This window comes from Burkholderia sp. R-40 (assembly GCF_049942845.1).
Lineage (GTDB): Bacteria > Pseudomonadota > Gammaproteobacteria > Burkholderiales > Burkholderiaceae > Burkholderia > Burkholderia ambifaria.
In genome coordinates, this window is the sequence record NZ_CP187968.1 from 2,581,446 (window position 1) to 2,598,809 (window position 17,364).

The following is a 17,364-nucleotide window of genomic DNA, read 5'->3' on the forward strand; positions in this document are numbered from 1 at the left end:
CGTATGCGTGCGGGGCCCGCGCCGGCCGATTTTTAGCGACCCATGACGACTCATACCGATCCCGCCTACCTGCTCGGCGACCTGCTGAAGAACGTTTCCCGCTCCTTTTACCTGACGCTGCGCGTGCTGCCCGACGGCATGCGCGAGCCGGTCGGCCTGGCCTACCTGCTCGCGCGCGCGGCCGACACGATCGCCGACACGGCGCTCGTCGCGCCCGAGCGCCGCGCGGCGCTGCTGACCGACCTGCGCGACGAGATCGAGCGGCTCGGCGACGGCGCGGCGCTGTCGCGCGCGCTCGAGGACGTCACGCGGATGCAGACGGATTCGCACGAACACATGCTGCTCGCGTCGATGAAGCCGATGCTTGCGTTGCTGCGCGCGCAGCCGGACGCGGACCGCGCGTCGATCCGCAAGGTCGTCGCGACGCTGACGTCGGGGATGGAATTCGACCTGCGCACGTTCCCCGACGAGCAGTCGGGGCAGGTCGCGTCGCTGCCGAGCCGTGACGAACTCGATCGCTACACGTATCTGGTCGCCGGCTGCGTCGGCGAATTCTGGACCGACATGACCGGCGCGCACACGCGGGCCGCGCGCGGCTGGGATTTCGCGGACATGCGCGAGAAGGGCATCCGTTTCGGCAAGGCGCTGCAGATGACCAACATCCTGCGCGACTGCGCGAAGGACCTGCGGATCGGCCGCTGCTATCTGCCGGACGACGTGCTGGCCGAGCATCGCATCGGCGTCGCCGACCTGATGTCGCCCGACGCGTCGGCGCGCGCGCGCGGCGTGCTGGTCGAGCTGTTGCGCGCGACGCTCGCGCAGTATCGCGACGCGTGCTTCTATACGCAGGCAATTCCGCGCCGCTTCGTGCGTTTGCGGCTCGCGTGCCTGTGGCCGATCATGATCGGCCTCGAAACGCTCGAACTGCTGGCCGGCCACGACGCGTGGCTCGATCCGGCGCGGCCGGCGAAGGTGCCGCGCAAGCGCGTCTACCGGATCATGGCGTCGTCACTCGCGCTCGTCGGTTCGAACGCGGCGATCCGTGCGCGCATCAACGCGCTGGTCGACGCGGTGAACGCGCGGATCGCGGCCGCGTCGCATTGAATGTCGCCGGCGCGAGGCGCCGGCATCCTCCTGCGGCCCGCGTTCGCCGGGCCACTCCGTCCGATCTCTCCCGCACGGGCTGAAACGTTTTCAAATTTCGCTTCCCGAAACGTGGGTGTCATGAACGTAAGCGATCCTGCGCGGCGATGTGAATCGCGGTGTCGATCGCGGTTGCGCATTGGTCGGAACAAACGTGCCGAAGGCGTCTGACAACACCGTCCGGTCGCGATGCACCCGTAAAAATGTAAAGCTAGGGTTTTCACCGGGAAATGCCGGAAATCCCCGCCGCGTAAGCGTTTTCAGGTGTTATGTAACCGTTTGGTGAACCCGTGCGTTGCGTCGATCATACGATGACCGACTGCACGTATTGGGAAACGATTGGTAATCCGTCAGAATCGCTCCGGCATGTACTCGCACATGTGCATAAAACCACACCAGAAAAGAAATCATTCTTTGAGGACGGAGAATCAATGAAAAAGCGCGTCGCTTTCGCCATGACGGCAGTAGGTCTCGCAGCCGCTACCGCAGCCCACGCCCAGAGCAGCGTCACCCTGTACGGTATCGTCGATAACGCTATCGCGTACCAGAACAACTCGTCGGCAACCGGCGCGACCACGGGTGGTCACTCGAAGGTTCAGATGGCCACCGGCATTTGGGCGGGCAGCCGCTTCGGCCTGAAGGGCAGCGAAGACCTCGGCGGCGGCACGAAGGCGATCTTCCAGTTGGAAGCCGGCTTCAACGCGAACAACGGCTCGTCGCAATGGACGAACGGCATCTTCACGCGTCAGGCATGGGTCGGCCTGAGCAACCAGACGTACGGTACGCTGACGGCAGGCCGCCAGTACACCGCGTACTACACGCTGTTGTCGCCGTACAGCCCGACGACCTGGCTGACCGGTTACTACGGCGCGCATCCGGGTGATATCGATTCGCTGGATACCAGCTACCGCGCGAACAACTCGCTCGTCTACATGTCGCCGAAGTTCTACGGCTTCACGGTCGGCGGTTCGTACTCGTTCGGCGGCGTCGCAGGCAGCGTGAACCGCGGCTCGACGTGGAGCGCGGCGATCCAGTACCTGAACGGCCCGGCAGGCATCGCGGTCGGCTTCCAGCGTATCAACAACGCGACGCTCGGCGGCGGTGTGTGGGGCGCGAACTCGACCGCGCAGAACGGTCTGGACACGAGCGGCAACGGCGCGGAACAGGCCGTGTCGTCGATCAACAACGGCTACCGCACGGCACAGGCGCAACAGCGTCTCGCGGTGACGGCAGGCTATCAGTTCACGCCGGCATGGGACGTTTCGGTTTCGTACTCGAACGTGCAATACATCCCGGGTACGCTGTCGGGCTTCCGGAACACGGCAATCTTCAACACGGCAGGCGCCGTGCTGCACTGGAAGGCAGCGCCGCAGTGGGACTTCGCGGCTGGCTACTCGTACACGCGTGCGACGCAGTCGAACGGCATCTCGAGCTCGGCCAAGTACCATCAAGTCACGCTGTCGCAGTACTACAGCCTGTCGAAGCGCACGGGCCTGTACGCAGTTGAGGCTTACCAGCACGCGAGCGGCAACACGCTCACCCCGACGGGCGGCGTGATCCTCGCGACGACGTCGACGGGCGACGGCGTGGGCGCAGGTTCGAAGCAGAACCAGATCGCGGCCGGCGTCGGCCTGATCCACCGCTTCTGATGTCGCGCGGCGCGCGAGCGCCGCTCACGGCATGCGGTATGAAGAAACCGGCCTTCGGGCCGGTTTTTTTTCGTCGATACGCGCCGGGCGCATAGCGAATAGCGCGAGTACGGTTGTCGATCGGGCCGCGTCCGGCGATGCATCGTCGAGCCATCGTGCCGGTCAGCGGTGCGAATCATCCGTCCAGTTTCCGGCCAGCGCCTGGAACAGCGCCGCCGTATCCGCGAGCCGGTCGGCTTGCGCGCGGGTCCGCTCGAGCGCGGTCTGCAATACCTGTCGCTGTGCGTCGAGCAGGTCGATCAGGCTGATTCCGCCCGCCGCGTAGCGGTCGCCGGCAATCGCATGGCTGGCCGCCGCCTGTTGCGCGGCGGCGTCTCTCGCCTGCAATTCCGCTGCATCGTGTTCGACCGCGCGCATCGCGTCGGCCACCTGCTGAAGCGCCAGCAGCACGGTTTCCCGATAGCTCGCGAACGCGGCGTCGTACGCTGCTTCGGCCGCGCGTTTCCTCGCGCGCAGTTCGCCGCCGTGAAAGAGCGGCTGCGCGAGGCCGAGCCCGACGTTCCACACATTGAGCCCGCTGACGATATCCGCGATGCGCGTGCGCTCCGACCCGATCCCCGCCGAAATCAAAAAACGCGGATACAGGTTCGCCGTGGCCACGCCGACGTTCGCGCTCGCCTGGTGCAGCACGGCCTCCGCCGCGCGAATGTCGGGCCGTTCGCGCGCGAGCGTCGACGGCAGCGCGACCGGCAGCGTGCGCGGCAGCGCGAGTGCGTCGAGCGCGACGTCGGGCAACGCTTCGCCGGACGGCGGCGCGCCCAGCAGGATCGCGAGCCGGTGGCCGGCCTGCGCGTGGCGTGCGGCGAGCGGCGGCAGCGACGCCTGCGTTTGCGCGAGCAGCGCGCGCTGCGCATGCACGTCGGCGCGCGACACGCCCCCCGCCGCGAAGCGCGCTTCGACGATGCGCAACTGCCGCGCTTGCGCATCGACGAGCTGCCGCGTGAGCGCGACTTGCTGCGCGAGCGACGCGCGCAGGATCGCGGTCGCGACGACGTTGCCCGCGAGCGTCAGGCGCGCGGCGTCGAGCGTATACGCCTGATAGTCGACCTGGGCCCGCAGCGCTTCGAGCGCGCGCCGGTTGCCGCCGAACACGTCGAGTGCGTACGACACGCTCACCGACGCGTCATACAGCGTGAACGGCCCGGGATTCGGCACGCTGGCGGGCAGCCCGAACGCGGCGATGTCGACCTTCTCTCGGGTCGCGGACAAGTTCGCGTCGACGCGCGGCAGCATCGTCGCGCCGGCTTCGGCCGCATGGTTCTGCCGCGCTTCGTCGAGCCGCGCGCGGGCCTCGGCGAGCGTCGGGCTGTTGCGCCATGCGGTGTCGACGAGGCGGTCGAGCGGTTCGGAGCCGAATTCCGTCCACCAGCGTTGCAGCGTGTGCGGGGATGACGCGAACGTCTGCGCGTCGCCGGCCGGGCCGGCGGCTGCCGCCGTGGTCGCGGGCGCTGCATCGCGCGTGTACTGCTGCGTGACCGGCGGCTCCGGCGCGCGGAAATCCGGCCCGACCGCACATCCGGCGAGCAGTGCAACGGCGGCCAGCGCGCCGCCTAGGGTAGCGTGGGTTGGGCGACGCGAAGCCGGTTTCATCGCGCGGCCTCTAATCGAGCGTGCGCCGGTAGAAGCGCAGCGCGACGCTCATCACGACGAGGGTGAACAGCGCGACGGGCCACACGGACGGCCACAGGTCGGCCCAGGCGTTGCCTTTCAGGAGGATGCCGCGCACGAGGCGGTTGAAGTAGGTGAGCGGCAGCAGGTTGCCGATGAACTGCGCCCACTTCGGCATCCCGGCGAACGGGAACATGAAGCCCGACAGCAGGATGTTCGGCAGGAAGTAGAACACCGCGAGCTGCATCGCCTGCAACTGGTTCTGCGCGAGCGACGACAGCGTGATGCCGACCGTCAGGTTCGCGGCGATGAAGAGCAGCGCGGCGAGGTAGATCGCGAACACGCCGCCGACGAACGGCACCTCGAACACGAACCGCGCGGCCGCGAGAATGATCGACACCTGGATCAGCCCGATGAACACGTACGGGACGATCTTGCCCGTCATCACCTCGAGCGGCCGCACGGGTGTCGCAAGCAGGTTTTCCATCGTGCCGCGCTCGCGTTCGCGGGTGATCGCGAGGCCGGTCATCATCACCATCGTCATCGTCAGGATCACGCCCATCAGGCCCGGCACGACGTTGTACTGCGTGATGCCTTCCGGGTTGTACAGGCGGTGCAGCACGACGTCGAACGCGGCCGGGCGGCCGTTCAGGCGCGCGAGCGGGCCCGTCAGGTCCTTGTCCGCGACGGGCTGCACGAGCCCCGTCAGCGCGCCGATCGCCGACGCGGTCGCGACGGGATCGGTCGCGTCCGCCTCGACGAGCAGCGACGGATGCTCGCCGCGCAGCAGCCGCTTCGAGAAATCGGCCGGCACGCTCAGCACGAACTGCACGTCGCCGCGCGCGAGCGCCTGCCGGCCGGCCGCTTCGTCGGGCAGCGTCGCGACGATGTCGAAATACGCGGAGTTGCGCATCGCGGCGATGAAGCTGCGTGCGAAGGGGCTCGAATCGGCGACGATCACCGCGGTCGGCAGGTGCTTCGGATCGGTGTTGATCGCGAAGCCGAACAGCGCGAGCTGAATGATCGGCACGCCGACGATCATCGCGAACGTGACGCGATCGCGGCGCAGCTGCAGGAATTCCTTCAGCACGATGCTCCACCAGCGCGCGACCGAGAACGATTCGCGCAGGCCCGCCCACGCGTTCATGACGACGCTCCGCCGGGCGGCCCGGAGGCGCGGCCCATCATGTAGATGAAGACGTCTTCGAGCCCGGTGTCGATCGGCGCGATCTGCAGCGCTGCGCGACCGTCCGTGCGCGCGCCGGCATCGGCCGCCACCTGCGCGAGCGTCGCGTCGAGCAGCGCGCGATCGCGGCCGCTCACGTGCAGCGCGGAGCCGAACACGACGGTTTGATCGACGCCCGGCATCGTGCGCAGTTGCGCGGACAGTTCGGTCAGGTGCCCGCCCGTGATCGTGCGGGTCGACAGGTGCTGCGACGCGACGATCTCCGCCGACGTGCCCTGTGCGAGCAGTTCGCCGGCCGCGATATACGCGAGCTTGTGGCAGCGCTCGGCCTCGTCCATGTAGTGCGTGCTGACGAGCACCGAGATCCCTTGCGCGGCCAGCCGGTGCAGCTCTTCCCAGAAGTCGCGGCGCGCGGCCGGGTCGACGCCGGCGGTCGGTTCGTCGAGCAGCAGCAGCTCCGGCTCGTGCAGCATGCACGCGGCGAGCGCGAGGCGCTGCTTCCAGCCGCCGGACAGCGCGCCCGTGAGCTGATCCGCACGGCTCGCGAGACCGAGCCCGTCGAGCGCGCGCGCGACGGTTGCGTGGCGATCGGGCATCCCGTACACGCGCGCGACGAAATCGAGATTCTCGCGGATCGACAGGTCTTCCCAGTACGAGAAGCGCTGCGTCATGTAGCCGACGCGCCGCTTGATCTGCGCGCTGTCGCGCACGATGTCGTAGCCGAGGCAGGTGCCGCTGCCCGAGTCAGGCGTGAGCAGGCCGCACATCATCCGGATCGACGTGGTCTTGCCGCTGCCGTTCGGCCCGAGAAAGCCGAAGATTTCGCCGCGCGCGACCCGCAGCGATACGTCCTTCACGACGTGCTTGTCGCCGAACCGCTTGTTCAGGCGGTGGACATCGATCGCATACGGAGCGGCCGGCGCGTTCAACGCACCCTCACGGCGACGGGCTGGCCCGGATGCAGCTTCGGCGCGTCGGCGGGCGCCGGGCGCGCCTCGACCATGAACACGAGCTTGCTCCGGCTCTCGTTGCTGTAGATCACCGGCGGCGTGTACTCGGCCGCGCGCGACACGTAGGTGATGCGCGCGGACACGTCGGCCGCGCAGCCGTCGCAGTGGATCGCGATCGTGCGCCCCGGCGCGAGCGACGCGATGGCCGCCTCCGGCACGAAGAAGCGCACCTTCAGGTTCTGCGGCGGCAGCATCTGCACGACCGGGTTGCCGGCCTGCACCCATTCGCCGACGCGGTACAGCGTGTCGTACACGCGCCCGTCGGCGGGCGCGGCGATGCGCTTCTGGTCGAGCTTCCATTGCGCTTCGGCCACGGCGGCCTGCGCGGCGTCGACCTGCGCGGCCTGGGCGGCGACCTGCTGCGCGCGGCCCGGCAAACGCGCGACATCGACCTGGTTCTGCAGCTCGCGCATCTGCGCGGCGGTGGTCTGCGCGGACGTACGCGTGTCGTCGAGCTGCTGCTTCGACAGGCCGCCGGCCGCGTACTGGCGTTCGTCGCGCGCGAGTTGCGCGGCGGCCCGCGCCGCCTGTGCGGTGGCCTGCGCGAGCTGGGCACGCGTGACCGCGACTTCCGGCGGGCGCTTGCCGGTCTGCAGGTCGGCAAGCTGCGCGCGCGCGGCCGCGAGCTGATGCTGCGCCTGTTGCAGCGCGGCCGTTTCGCTGACGGCTTCGAGCGCGAACACCGGCGTGCCGGCCGCGACGGCCTGGCCGCGTTCGACCGACAGCTGGGTCAGCGTGCCCGCTTGCGACGACGACAGGTACACGAATTCGCCTTCGACATAGCCCTGGTAAGTCGTGCCGGTGTCGGCCGGCCGTCCGCAACCGCCGAGCAGCGCGGCGGCGGCCAGCGCGAGCGGCAGCGCGCGGGTCGTGTTCACGACGGCCTCCGTGGCGCGCGCGAGTGCGCATCCGGCGCGGTGGCGGGCGGCTGCATGCCGGAGCCGAGCAGCGCGCGGACGTGGCGATGCAGCACGTCGCGATCGATCGGCGGCAGGCCGCGCGCGCTCTGCCACAGCTTCGCGGTCGCGAGCGGCAGCATGACGAGCGCGATGATCGAATGGAACAGGAACGCGGGTTCGAGCGACGGGTTCAGCGTGCCGGCCTGCTGCGCGGCGCGGATGCGTTCGGCAAAACGCCCGACATGCTCGAGCGGAATGCGGCGGACCATCCGCTCGCGCAGCAGCCCGCCTTCGTGGACGATCTCGCGCAGCCAGATCGACGGCAGCCACGGCATGCGATGCGTGACGTCGAAGAACCGGTCGACGAGTTCGGCGACGAGCGCGAACGGATCGTTTTCAGTCTGCGGCGCGGTCGGCCGCCACACGAACGCGATGACCTGCGCGAGCCGCTCCTCGACGATCGCGTCGAGCAGTTGCTCGCGATTCGTGAAGTAGTAATGGACCATCGCCGACGTGACGCCGGCGGCCGCGGCGATCTGCGCGACCGTCGTCGCGGCGATGCCGTGCTCGGCGAACAGCTGGATCGCCACGTCGAGCATGTGATCGCGCAGGTCGAAGTCTTCCACCGACGGGCGGCGCCCGCGCGGCCTGGCGACGGTGGATTTCGCGTTCATGCAGACGACGCTAATTGATGAGTTAGTTAATTTCAAGGAAGGGTTTTCGCGCGCGTTGATCGAGATCAGGCAGGGGCCGAATGGCGGGGCGCATGAGCGGGGAGGTGGCGCTGCGCGGGGCCGTGCGCGGGGGGCGGCGTGTAGGGAGCGGCTAATGAGGAAGCGGCGGGGAACGCAGTCGTGAAGCAGGCGCGCGCCCGCCACGGCACGCACCTGAAAGGTCGTCACTGATCCACCCGCGACTTCAGCGATGGGCGGCGGCCGGCAGCGCGGTGTCCCGCGCGAGTGACGCGCACAGAACCGCGCGATGGAGCACGGAGCCGGAATGCGTGATCGTCGTCCCCTTACTCGGGCATCTTGCGGAACGCGATCGCGAAGCGGTTCCACGTGTTGATCGTCGCGATCAGCATCGACAGGTCGAACAGTTCCGTGTCGCTGAAGTGCGGCTTCACGGCTTCCCAGACGGAATCGGGCACGTGGTTGTCGGCGACCAGCGTCAGTGCTTCGGTCCATTCCAGCGCCGCGCGTTCGCGCTCGGTGAAGAACGGCGTTTCGCGCCAGGCGACCACCGTCGCCAGGCGTCGGTCGGTCTCGCCGCCCTTGCGCGCGTCGGTGGTGTGCATGTCGACGCAGAACGCGCAGCCGTTGATCTGCGACGCGCGCAGCCGGACGAGTTCGGCGAGCGGCTTCTCGATCGAACTCTTCGCGATGAATTCCTCGGCGTTGCGCATCACCTTGATCGCGTTCGGGCTGGCGGTATAGAAGTTCAGGCGCGGTTGCATGGCAGGTCCTTTTTCGGTGGATGCGCACGGGGGCGCGACAGGACCCACTTTAAGCGTGCCACTGGCCTGCTTGAATGACCAATTCTTTCGAAATTCAGGTGACCAGTGAGGGCCCGCCGAAATCGCCCGAACGAAGCAGCACAGCCAGTTTCGCGAGCGCGGTATCGATGCGCAGCGCGTCGATTCCGCCATAGCCGAACAGCAGCCCCGCGCGCGCGGCCGAGCCGACGTGGAACGGCGAGATCCCGTACAGGCCGATGTCGTGCTCGCGCGCCGCGCGGACCAGCGCGGCTTCGTCGAGCCCCGGTTTCAGGAGCGCGGCGAGGTGGATGCCCGCGGTCGGCACGATCGTGTCGAACCACGGCGCGAGGCCGCCGCGCAGGTGCGCGAGCAGCATCTTGCGGCGCGCGCCGTAGTGCTTCTGCACGCGCCGCAGGTGCCGCGCGAAATCGCCTTCCAGCATGAAGCGGGCGAGCGCCGCCTGCGTCAGCGTGCAGGTATGCCAGTCGACGATCTGCTTCGCCTTCGCGAGCGCGCCGCGCAGCGCGCGCGGCGGAATCGCGTAGCCGATCCGCAGTTCGGGGAAGATCGTCTTCGAGAACGTGCCGACGTATGCGACGAGGCCCGTGCGGTCGAGGCTCTTCAGCGACTCCACCGGCCGGCCTTCGAAGCGGAACTCGCCGTCGTAGTCGTCCTCGATGATCACCGCGCGGCGGCGCTGCGCCCATTCGAGCAGCGCGACACGACGGTCCAGCGTCATCGGCATCCCGAGCGGAAACTGGTGCGACGGCGTCACGTAGACGAGACGCGCGTCGTCGGGCAGCCGCTCGGTGACGAGGCCGTGTGCGTCGACCGGCACGCCGATCACCGTCGCGCCGAGCGAGGCGAACGCCGCGCGTGCCGGCGGATAGCCGGGATTCTCGACCGCGACGACGTCGCCCGGCCGCACGACCACGCGCGCGATCAGATCGAGCGCCTGTTGCGCGCCTTGCGTGACAAGCACGTCGTCCCAGCCGCAGGCCACCGCGCGGCTGAACCCGACGTAGCGCGCGATCGCGCCGCGCAATTGCGGGTCGCCCGCCGGGTCGTGGTACTGGCCGGGGCCGCGCGCCTGCTGGCGCAACGCGTGATGCAGGCAGCGGCGCCACGCGTCGAACGGGAACAGCGTCTTGTCGGTCACGCCGCCGCGGAAGTCGAAGGTGGGCGCCGCCTGCGGTGTCGGCATCGCGAGTGCGTCGGGCAGATCGTCCCACAGCGCACGGGCGTCGACCGCGTGGACGCGCGGCGTGTCCTCGACGAGCGAGGGTGTCGACGCGACCGGCGCATGCGGAACCCGCGCAAGGCCGCCGGCGACGAACGTGCCGTCGCCCGCGCGCGTGTTCAGATAGCCCTCGGCGACGAGACGCTCGAACGCATCGAGCGTCGTCTTGCGCGACACGCCGAGCTGCTTCGCGAGATCGCGCGTCGACGGCAGCCGGGCGCCGCCCTCGAGCCGCCCGTCGACGATCGCGGTGCGCAGCTGACGGAAGATTTGTCCGGTCAGGTCGTGACGGCCTTCGATGCGGATCGCGATGTCCATTGCAGTGGCTACCTGGAATGCAGGAATTCTGACGCCGATCAGCATACCGGAAGTGCATCATTGGTTTCCGGACGGCAACGACACGCGAACGGCTTCGTGCGGCCCGGGAAGGCCATGCCCGTCGGCCCTGCACCCGCCGCCTCTGCGGGCACCTCGTCATTCAATTGGACCGCCGCCCGCCGCTGCCTTACGATCCACCACAATCCCCGACCGGAGTGCCCCATGCTGTCCGAAGACGAACTGGCGCTGCTCGATGCGATCCGCGCCACCGGCAGCCTGTCGCGCGCGGCCGCGCGGCTCGGCAAGGCGCCGTCGACGGTGTCGCACACCGCGCGGCAGCTCGAAACGCGTTTCGACGCGCTGCTGTTCGACCGGCGCGGCTACCGGCTGCAGCTCACGCCGGCCGGCCAGCTGCTGACCGACGAGGCGTCGCGCCTCGCGCTGGACGTCGCGCGGCTCACGCAGCGCGTGCGGCAGGTCGCGAGCGGCTGGGAGGACCGGCTGACGATCGTCAGCGACGAGGTGCTGGAGTTCGATACGCTGCTGCCGGTCGTTCGCGCGTTCGATGCGCTCGATTCGGGCGTGTCGCTGCGTTTCACGCACGAAGTGCTCGGCGGCACCTGGGAAGCGCTGCGCGATGGCCGCGCGGACCTGGTCGTCGGCGCGACCAACGAGCCGCCGGCGATTCCGGGCTTCAAGTGGTTCGAGCTCGGCGCGATGGAATGGGTGTTCGCGGTATCGCCGCGCCATCCGCTGGCGGCGGCGGGCGAGCGGCTCACCCGGGACGCGATCGGCGCGCATCGCGCGGTGGTCGTCGCGGATTCGTCGCGGCGGTCGGTCGGCCGTGTGTACGGGCTGCTCGGCGGCCAGGCGGTGCTCGCGGTGCCGTCGATGCGCGCGAAGATCCTCGCGCAGCGCGACGGGCTCGGCGTCGGCTGGGTGCCGCGCCGGCGCGTCGCGTCACTGCTTGCGCGCGGCGAGCTCGTGGAGAAGGAAACGGCCGATCCGCGCGAACCGAACGTGCTGTATGTCGCATGGCGCAGCGACCGCGACGGCCGCGCGCTGCAATGGTGGCTCGAGCAACTGCGCGAACCGCGGCTCGCGCAGCGGCTGCTCGACGGAATCGACGTGTCGGGCTGAGTGCGCGGCGCGGGCATGCGACGGAGGCGCCTTCCGCGAACATGTTCGAAAATTTCGAACATGTCTGCCGCACCCATCGCACGGCACGGCCGCCGGCCGCGCGCATCCTGTGTTCACGGTCAACTCACCGGTTCACAGGAGAACATCATGCAACGCTTCGAAGGAAAGACGGTTCTGGTCACGGGCGGCAACAGCGGCATCGGCCTGGCGGCCGCACGGGCATTCGCGGCCGAAGGCGCGCGGGTCGTCATCACCGGCCGCGACGAGCAAACGCTCGCCGCCGCACGCGAAACCCTCGGCGACGGCGCGCTCGCGATCCGCAACGAGGCCGGCAGCGTCGCGTCGGCACGGGCGCTGGCCGATGCGCTCACAGCGTCCGGCGTGCGGCTCGACGCGGTGTTCATCAATGCGGGCGTCGCGAAACTCGCGCCGTTCGCGGATAGCGACGAGGCGATGTGGGACCTCGTGTTCAACACCAACGTGAAGGGCGCGTATTTCCAGATCCAGTCGCTGGTCCCGCTGCTGAACCGTGGTGCGTCGATCGTGATCAACGGGTCGATCAACGCGCACATCGGGATGCCCGGTTCGTCCGTGTATGCGGCGAGCAAGGCGGCCGTCAATTCGTTCGCGAAGACGCTGTCGACGGAATTGCTGCCGCACGGCGTGCGGGTGAACGTGGTGAGCCCCGGGCCGGTGCAGACGCCGCTGTACGGCAAGCTCGGCCTGGATGCGGCAGCGCTCGACGAGACGGCCGACAAGATCAGGGGCCTCGTCCCGATCGGTCGGTTCGGCACGCCGGACGAAATCGCGTCGACGGTGCTGCACCTGAGCGCGCCCGAGTCCGCCTTCATCGTCGGCGCGGAAATCATCGCGTCGGGCGGGATGGGCTTGCTCTGAGCGTGAAACCGGCAGGGCTGCAGCGCCTCGTCGGGCGGCGCAGCCCCGCCGTCAACGCGTATCGCTAGCGCGATGCGCAGTCGTCACGTGCGTGCCCCGCATCGAGCTGCGTCACCGTCAGCCCCGAGAACGTCGCGCTGCCATGCTCGGCGAACACGGCGACGCGGTCGGCCTCGCGGGGCGGAAAGATCAGGTCCGTGAGCGCGACGCGACCGCCGTTCGCGAACACTTCGACCGAACCGCGATCGACGACGATTTCAAGCTGCACTCGCCCGTTCTCGAGCGGCAGATCGACGATGTGCTCGCGGCTGAAGTTTCCGGCGAAATCCGTCGCGCCCGAGCGCGAGCGGTCGAGCGTCAGCGTGCGCTTCGCGGTGTCGTACACGATCCGAGTGCCGATCGCGCCGTCCGCCGATCCGCGGACGATCACCCCGGCGCGGGCCGCGCGCCGCGGCTCGATCGTCACCGTGATGCGCTGCACGACGCCGCGCGTGGCGGCCGACAACGCGCGCGTGGCGGATTCGACGCTCAGATCGCCTTCATGCACGGCGGGCCGCCCGTCGGCCCACGCATCGAACGCGGCGGCCGGCGTCACGAAGAGCGTGGGTTCGCCGCCGATCGTCTTCAGCGCGAACTCGCGCGGCAACGTCATCGCGCCGCGCCAGGGCGCCGTCGGCGCTTTGGCCGCGTAGTCCCAGTTGCTCATCCACGCAATCGCGACGGGGCGTGCGCCCGGCGCACCCGAGAACGTACCGGCCGCATAGAAATCGGCGCCATGATCGACCCAGCGGAATTGCGCGGGGTCCGAGCCGGCCGGCGCGACGCGGTCGGGGACGAACGTGCGGCCGTCGAAATTGCCGACGAAATACATTGCGCCGGAGCCGCCGGCGATCGACCACGGGTTGACGTTGACGATCATGACCCATTTGATGTGGCGCGGATCGTCGTCGACGGGCAGCGGCACGAGGTCGGGCATTTCCCACAGCGCGCCCGCGTGCGGCACGTCCGGCAGCGTGAAGTCGCTCAGGAACGACCAGTGGATCAGGTCGTCGGAACGGTAAAGCTTGACGACGTGTGCGTCGGCGACGACTGTCGTCATCACCCAGTAGCGCCCGGGCGCATACCACGACACCTTCGGGTCGCGGAACTGCTTCGATTCCGGATCGAGCGTGAGCACCGGATTGCGCGCATAGGGCTGCCACGTCGCGCCGTGGTCGAGGCTGTACGCGAGCGACTGCGCCTGCGTGCCGGGCGCGTGACCGGAGCCGGCCTTGTAGACGCTCGTATAGAGCGCGACGAGCGGCGTCTCGCCCGGCGCGCCGAGGCCGGACGTATTGTGCGTGTCGGCGACGATCGAGCCGGAGAAGATTTCCTCCGTGGCATTCGCGCGCATCGCGACCGGCTGCTCGCGCCAGTGGACGAGGTCGGTGCTGGTCGCGTGGCCCCACGACATGTTGCCCCAGTCGTGGCCGAGCGGGTTGTACTGGTAGAACAGGTGATAGCGGCCGTTTTCGTAGACGAGGCCGTTCGGATCGTTCATCCAGTTGCGTTGCGGCGTGTAATGGATGGCGGGTCGCCATTGCGGCGTCGCGCTCGCGGGCGGCGCGGCGCAGGTTGCGTGCATGCTGCCCGCACAGGCGAGCAGGCAGGCGAACCGGAAGGAAAAGCGGGAAAACGTCGATTTCATGCGGGGGCCCGTGCTCCGCTGCGCGAAGCGGGTAGGAAGGGCGCATGCCGCGTACGGCGGCGACATGCGCGATCTGCGGAACAAAAAGGGCGGGCGCACACGCGGCACGCGCGATGCGTACCCGCCGAACTGGCGGCCAGGCGGCCGCGGCCGTTACGGCCGGGTGCCGGAGCCGCCGTCGTTGTGGCCGGCGCCCGTCGCGGGCAGGTTCGACGGAATCTCGCCGTACCCGCCGAGGCCGCCGCGACCGTAGCTGCGGTCGACTGCCGTCGACGTACCGTTGATGTTGACCTTCACGGTCGGCGCGAGCGTGCCGCCGCGACGCGGACCGATCGCATCGATGAACGACTCGACGAGCCCGCCCGGCATCACGTAGTGCGAATACGACTGGAACTCGCGCGGGTTCTGGTTCGGGTCCTGCGAGTACGGCGCACCGGCCGGCGCGGAGAAGTCGGTCGGGTTGCCGAGCACGAGCCCGCTGCCGCCGTTCAGCGGCAGGTAGTCGCTGCGGATGCCGTTGCCGACGAAGCCATAGACGCCGTCAGGCCCGTCGACGCCGGCGGCCATCGTCGTGCGGTGGCTGATCGTGAACAGGTAGTACTTGCCGTCCTTCAGGTAGATCTGCGGACGCTCGGTCTGGTCGTCGACGCAGTTCGCGGACAGGATCGGCGGCAGGAACTTCCATTCGGTGAGCTGCGGATTCGTTGCGACCGCCAGGCCGACATTGGCCTTTTGATACACTGCGCCCGAGTTCATCACCGCGTTCAGGTCTTCCTTGTACGGATCGTTCGGCGCGTAGCCGAGGTCGGCCTCGGTACAGGTCCGGGCGCCGCGCTGGCCGCCCGTATTGCCTTCGAACACCATGTAGGTCTTGCCCGGATGCGCGGGATCGGTGAACACGAACGGATCGCGGAACGAGAAGTAGGTGTTTTGCTGGCCCGTCTGGTAGTAGTTGCCGTCCGGCTGCAGCAGCGCCTTGTGATCGTCGAAGCCGGTGAACCACACGTGCTTGTCGTCGGCCTGGATATGGCCGTCCGCGCGCGTGATGATCGCCTGCGGCGGCGTGATGTCGGCGCCGCCGGGTGCCGAGCGGTTGAACGACGTCGCGGTGTAGTAGAGGCTGACGTTGTCGCCGTGCGTGAGGCGCGCGGAGCCCGACCATTCGGCGTTGTTGGTCATCGGCGACGTGCCGAACACCTTGGCGCTCGCGCCGTCCGGGAACAGATGGCCGCCCCAGATCCAGCCGCCGTTCGCCGGCCGCTGCGATGCGGGAACGCCGGCCCGGCGATAGAAGAAGCCGATGCGCGCATGGACGTGACGATCATCGAACGTGTAGCCGGCGTGCGGGTCGGCGGTCAGCGAGAAGATCACTTCCCAGCCCTTGTAGCTGAGCTGGTTCGCGCGCAGGTCGGCCAGCGGCCAGGTGTCCCACACCCACACGTTGGAGTTGATCAGCGGGAAGTCCTGCGGAATGTCCGGCATCGACAGCGCTTGCGGCAGCGAATTCTTGTCGGCGCCGGCCGTATGCGACTGCGCGACGATCTGGCGGATGTCCGCACGGGTCCAGCGCATCGTGAAGTTGCCCTCGGGGTCGTAGGCCTGCTGCGTGTGCGGCGTCGGCGCGGGCGCCCCGGCGGTCTGCGCATGCGCGGCGGCCGCGAAAGCGGCCAGTGCGGCGCCGGTGAACAGCAAACGTTTGGCCGCAGTCGCGCGGCAAAAAGGAAAATAAGTCATGTCGGCTTTGTTTCCGTTGACGGTGAAAGGGAACGGCTGAAGGTGGCATCGATGTCCAAACCGGTTCGGATGCTATTTCAAACCGGTTTGGACGTCAAAAGATAAATATTTGACGGTAATAACTACCAATCGGCAATAATTGCCGCGCAAGCGGGTTTTGCCGACTGGCATGCACAACGCGAGGAGCGACGTGAAGGTGAATCTGAAGGCGCTGTCGGACGCGCTCGGGCTGTCGCGCACGACGGTCAGTCGCGCGCTGAACGGCTATGACGACGTGAGCGAGGCGACCCGCGAGCGCGTGATGAAGGCCGCGCGGGAGCTCGGTTACGTCGCGGATCCGACCGCGCGCCGGCTGGCGACCGGGCGCTCCGACGCGATCGGCATCGTCTATCCATTCGGCGCGGGCGATCTCGGCGATCCGCGTTTCGGCGAAGTCGTCGCGGGCATCACCGAGCGGCTGGCGGAGCGCAATCTCGACTTCATCATCGCGTCCGCGCGGCCGAACGCCGAGCTGGACACCTATCGACGGCTCGTGGACGGCAAACTCGTCGACGGGCTGATCGTCGCGCGCACGCTGGTCGACGATCCGCGGCTCGCGTACCTGAGGGCGAATGCGTTTCCGTACGTCGCGTATGGCCGCACCCAGGCCGTCGAACCCTACGCGTGGTTCGATTTCGACAACGAAGCGGGCGCACGCGATGCGGTGCGACGCCTGATCGGCTTCGGCCATCGCCGCATCGCGATGATCAGCGCGCCGCTGTCGCTCAATTTCGCGATGCAGCGTCGCGCCGGCTATCTCGCGGCGCTGCGCGAGGCCGACATCGAGCCTGATCCGGCGCTGCTCGTCGAGTGTGCGTTTACGCGCGACGGCGGGCAGCAGGGCGTGCAGACGTTGCTCGAGCGGGCCGAACCACCGACGGCGCTGCTCGTCGACAACAATATCGCGGGCGGCGGCGCGTTCCGCGCGCTGGTCGACCGCGGCGTGCGCCTGGGGCGGGACATGTCGTTGATCGTCTATGACGGCGTGCCGCCGGATGTCGCGCATCCGTATCGCGTGACGGCGGTCTTGCAGCCGACGGGGCAGGCGTCCGGACGTGCGCTGGCGGATTTGATGCTCGGGTTGCTCGTGGACGGCGTGCGCGGCCAGCGGCTCGAGATGCCGGTGATCGAGGCAGGGGACACGGACGGGCCGCTGGGCGGCTAGTTTTCCGAAATGAACAAATGCTGAATTCGGCGTCCTGCGTCATTGCAGACGCCCAGACGTGGATCAGTGAATTTCTCGCTAACGACTGGCTGTCGCCAATCGTGCCGAAACG

The 17,364-nt window shown here is 68.6% G+C and carries 14 protein-coding genes; 5 read left to right on the forward strand and 9 right to left on the reverse strand.

What is annotated here, in order from left to right; translation table 11 throughout:
* Positions 1 to 42: 42 nt before the first annotated feature.
* Together ACP26O_RS27915 and ACP26O_RS27920 are read left to right on the forward strand one after the other, a co-directional pair.
* Complete coding sequence (locus ACP26O_RS27915; protein WP_175701218.1) at positions 43 to 1,104, forward strand: phytoene/squalene synthase family protein; 1,062 nt, start codon at positions 43 to 45, stop codon at positions 1,102 to 1,104.
* A 470-nt stretch (positions 1,105 to 1,574) separates the two neighbouring features.
* The gene (locus ACP26O_RS27920; protein WP_175662848.1) at positions 1,575 to 2,792 is read left to right on the forward strand and encodes a porin; all 1,218 of its coding nucleotides are present in this window, start codon (positions 1,575 to 1,577) and stop codon (positions 2,790 to 2,792) included.
* A 162-nt stretch (positions 2,793 to 2,954) separates the two neighbouring features.
* On the opposite strand, the gene ACP26O_RS27925 is transcribed toward ACP26O_RS27920, so the two are convergent.
* The 7 genes from ACP26O_RS27925 to ACP26O_RS27955 form a co-directional block, all read right to left on the reverse strand.
* On the reverse strand, positions 2,955 to 4,442 hold the full coding sequence (locus ACP26O_RS27925) for an efflux transporter outer membrane subunit (RefSeq protein WP_175662847.1): 1,488 nt from the start codon (positions 4,440 to 4,442) through the stop codon (positions 2,955 to 2,957).
* A 10-nt stretch (positions 4,443 to 4,452) separates the two neighbouring features.
* Positions 4,453 to 5,607: an ABC transporter permease gene (locus ACP26O_RS27930; RefSeq protein ID WP_175662846.1), complete on the reverse strand. Its 1,155-nt coding sequence runs from the start codon at positions 5,605 to 5,607 to the stop codon at positions 4,453 to 4,455.
* Positions 5,604 to 6,575: an ABC transporter ATP-binding protein gene (locus tag ACP26O_RS27935; RefSeq protein ID WP_175662845.1), complete on the reverse strand. Its 972-nt coding sequence runs from the start codon at positions 6,573 to 6,575 to the stop codon at positions 5,604 to 5,606. The genes ACP26O_RS27930 and ACP26O_RS27935 overlap by 4 nt, the downstream gene beginning before the upstream one ends.
* Positions 6,572 to 7,534, reverse strand: coding sequence for an HlyD family secretion protein (locus ACP26O_RS27940; RefSeq protein ID WP_175662844.1), 963 nt, complete (start codon positions 7,532 to 7,534; stop codon positions 6,572 to 6,574). Before ACP26O_RS27940 ends, ACP26O_RS27935 begins: the two co-directional genes overlap by 4 nt.
* Positions 7,531 to 8,229 carry a TetR/AcrR family transcriptional regulator gene (locus tag ACP26O_RS27945; protein WP_175663284.1) on the reverse strand — a complete coding sequence of 233 codons (699 nt, stop codon included), beginning with the start codon at positions 8,227 to 8,229 and terminating at the stop codon, positions 7,531 to 7,533. Before ACP26O_RS27945 ends, ACP26O_RS27940 begins: the two co-directional genes overlap by 4 nt.
* 344 nt (positions 8,230 to 8,573) lie before the next feature.
* On the reverse strand, positions 8,574 to 9,011 hold the full coding sequence (locus ACP26O_RS27950; protein ID WP_011658710.1) for a carboxymuconolactone decarboxylase family protein: 438 nt from the start codon (positions 9,009 to 9,011) through the stop codon (positions 8,574 to 8,576).
* A gap of 94 nt (positions 9,012 to 9,105) precedes the next feature.
* Positions 9,106 to 10,590: a PLP-dependent aminotransferase family protein gene (locus ACP26O_RS27955; RefSeq protein ID WP_175662843.1), complete on the reverse strand. Its 1,485-nt coding sequence runs from the start codon at positions 10,588 to 10,590 to the stop codon at positions 9,106 to 9,108.
* Positions 10,591 to 10,812: 222 nt separating this feature from the next.
* Here ACP26O_RS27955 and ACP26O_RS27960 point away from each other — a divergent pair, with 222 nt between their 5' ends.
* Positions 10,813 to 11,730, forward strand: coding sequence for a LysR family transcriptional regulator (locus ACP26O_RS27960; RefSeq protein ID WP_126225329.1), 918 nt, complete (start codon positions 10,813 to 10,815; stop codon positions 11,728 to 11,730).
* Positions 11,731 to 11,877: 147 nt separating this feature from the next.
* Positions 11,878 to 12,627 carry an SDR family oxidoreductase gene (locus ACP26O_RS27965; protein ID WP_041491642.1) on the forward strand — a complete coding sequence of 250 codons (750 nt, stop codon included), beginning with the start codon at positions 11,878 to 11,880 and terminating at the stop codon, positions 12,625 to 12,627.
* A gap of 64 nt (positions 12,628 to 12,691) precedes the next feature.
* Here ACP26O_RS27965 and ACP26O_RS27970 read toward each other — a convergent pair whose 3' ends face one another.
* Complete coding sequence (locus tag ACP26O_RS27970) at positions 12,692 to 14,314, reverse strand: glycoside hydrolase family 32 protein (RefSeq protein WP_175662842.1); 1,623 nt, start codon at positions 14,312 to 14,314, stop codon at positions 12,692 to 12,694.
* Positions 14,315 to 14,467: 153 nt separating this feature from the next.
* Entirely contained in the window at positions 14,468 to 16,048 is a 1,581-nt protein-coding gene (locus tag ACP26O_RS27975) for a glycoside hydrolase family 68 protein (RefSeq protein ID WP_175662841.1), read from the reverse strand.
* A 169-nt stretch (positions 16,049 to 16,217) separates the two neighbouring features.
* Here ACP26O_RS27975 and ACP26O_RS27980 point away from each other — a divergent pair, with 169 nt between their 5' ends.
* Positions 16,218 to 17,252: a substrate-binding domain-containing protein gene (locus ACP26O_RS27980; RefSeq protein WP_175662840.1), complete on the forward strand. Its 1,035-nt coding sequence runs from the start codon at positions 16,218 to 16,220 to the stop codon at positions 17,250 to 17,252.
* The last annotated feature ends 112 nt before the right edge of the window (positions 17,253 to 17,364 follow it).

Coding starts and splice junctions, on each gene's coding strand:
- ACP26O_RS27920 (WP_175662848.1), top strand. CDS start 1,575: ATGAAAAAGCGCGTCGCTTTCGCCATGACGGCAGTAGGTCTCGCAGCC.
- ACP26O_RS27970 (WP_175662842.1), bottom strand. CDS start 14,314: ATGAAATCGACGTTTTCCCGCTTTTCCTTCCGGTTCGCCTGCCTGCTC.
- ACP26O_RS27945 (WP_175663284.1), bottom strand. CDS start 8,229: ATGAACGCGAAATCCACCGTCGCCAGGCCGCGCGGGCGCCGCCCGTCG.
- ACP26O_RS27965 (WP_041491642.1), top strand. CDS start 11,878: ATGCAACGCTTCGAAGGAAAGACGGTTCTGGTCACGGGCGGCAACAGC.
- ACP26O_RS27925 (WP_175662847.1), bottom strand. CDS start 4,442: ATGAAACCGGCTTCGCGTCGCCCAACCCACGCTACCCTAGGCGGCGCG.
- ACP26O_RS27915 (WP_175701218.1), top strand. CDS start 43: ATGACGACTCATACCGATCCCGCCTACCTGCTCGGCGACCTGCTGAAG.
- ACP26O_RS27950 (WP_011658710.1), bottom strand. CDS start 9,011: ATGCAACCGCGCCTGAACTTCTATACCGCCAGCCCGAACGCGATCAAG.
- ACP26O_RS27980 (WP_175662840.1), top strand. CDS start 16,218: ATGCACAACGCGAGGAGCGACGTGAAGGTGAATCTGAAGGCGCTGTCG.
- ACP26O_RS27930 (WP_175662846.1), bottom strand. CDS start 5,607: ATGAACGCGTGGGCGGGCCTGCGCGAATCGTTCTCGGTCGCGCGCTGG.
- ACP26O_RS27955 (WP_175662843.1), bottom strand. CDS start 10,590: ATGGACATCGCGATCCGCATCGAAGGCCGTCACGACCTGACCGGACAA.
- ACP26O_RS27960 (WP_126225329.1), top strand. CDS start 10,813: ATGCTGTCCGAAGACGAACTGGCGCTGCTCGATGCGATCCGCGCCACC.
- ACP26O_RS27975 (WP_175662841.1), bottom strand. CDS start 16,048: ATGACTTATTTTCCTTTTTGCCGCGCGACTGCGGCCAAACGTTTGCTG.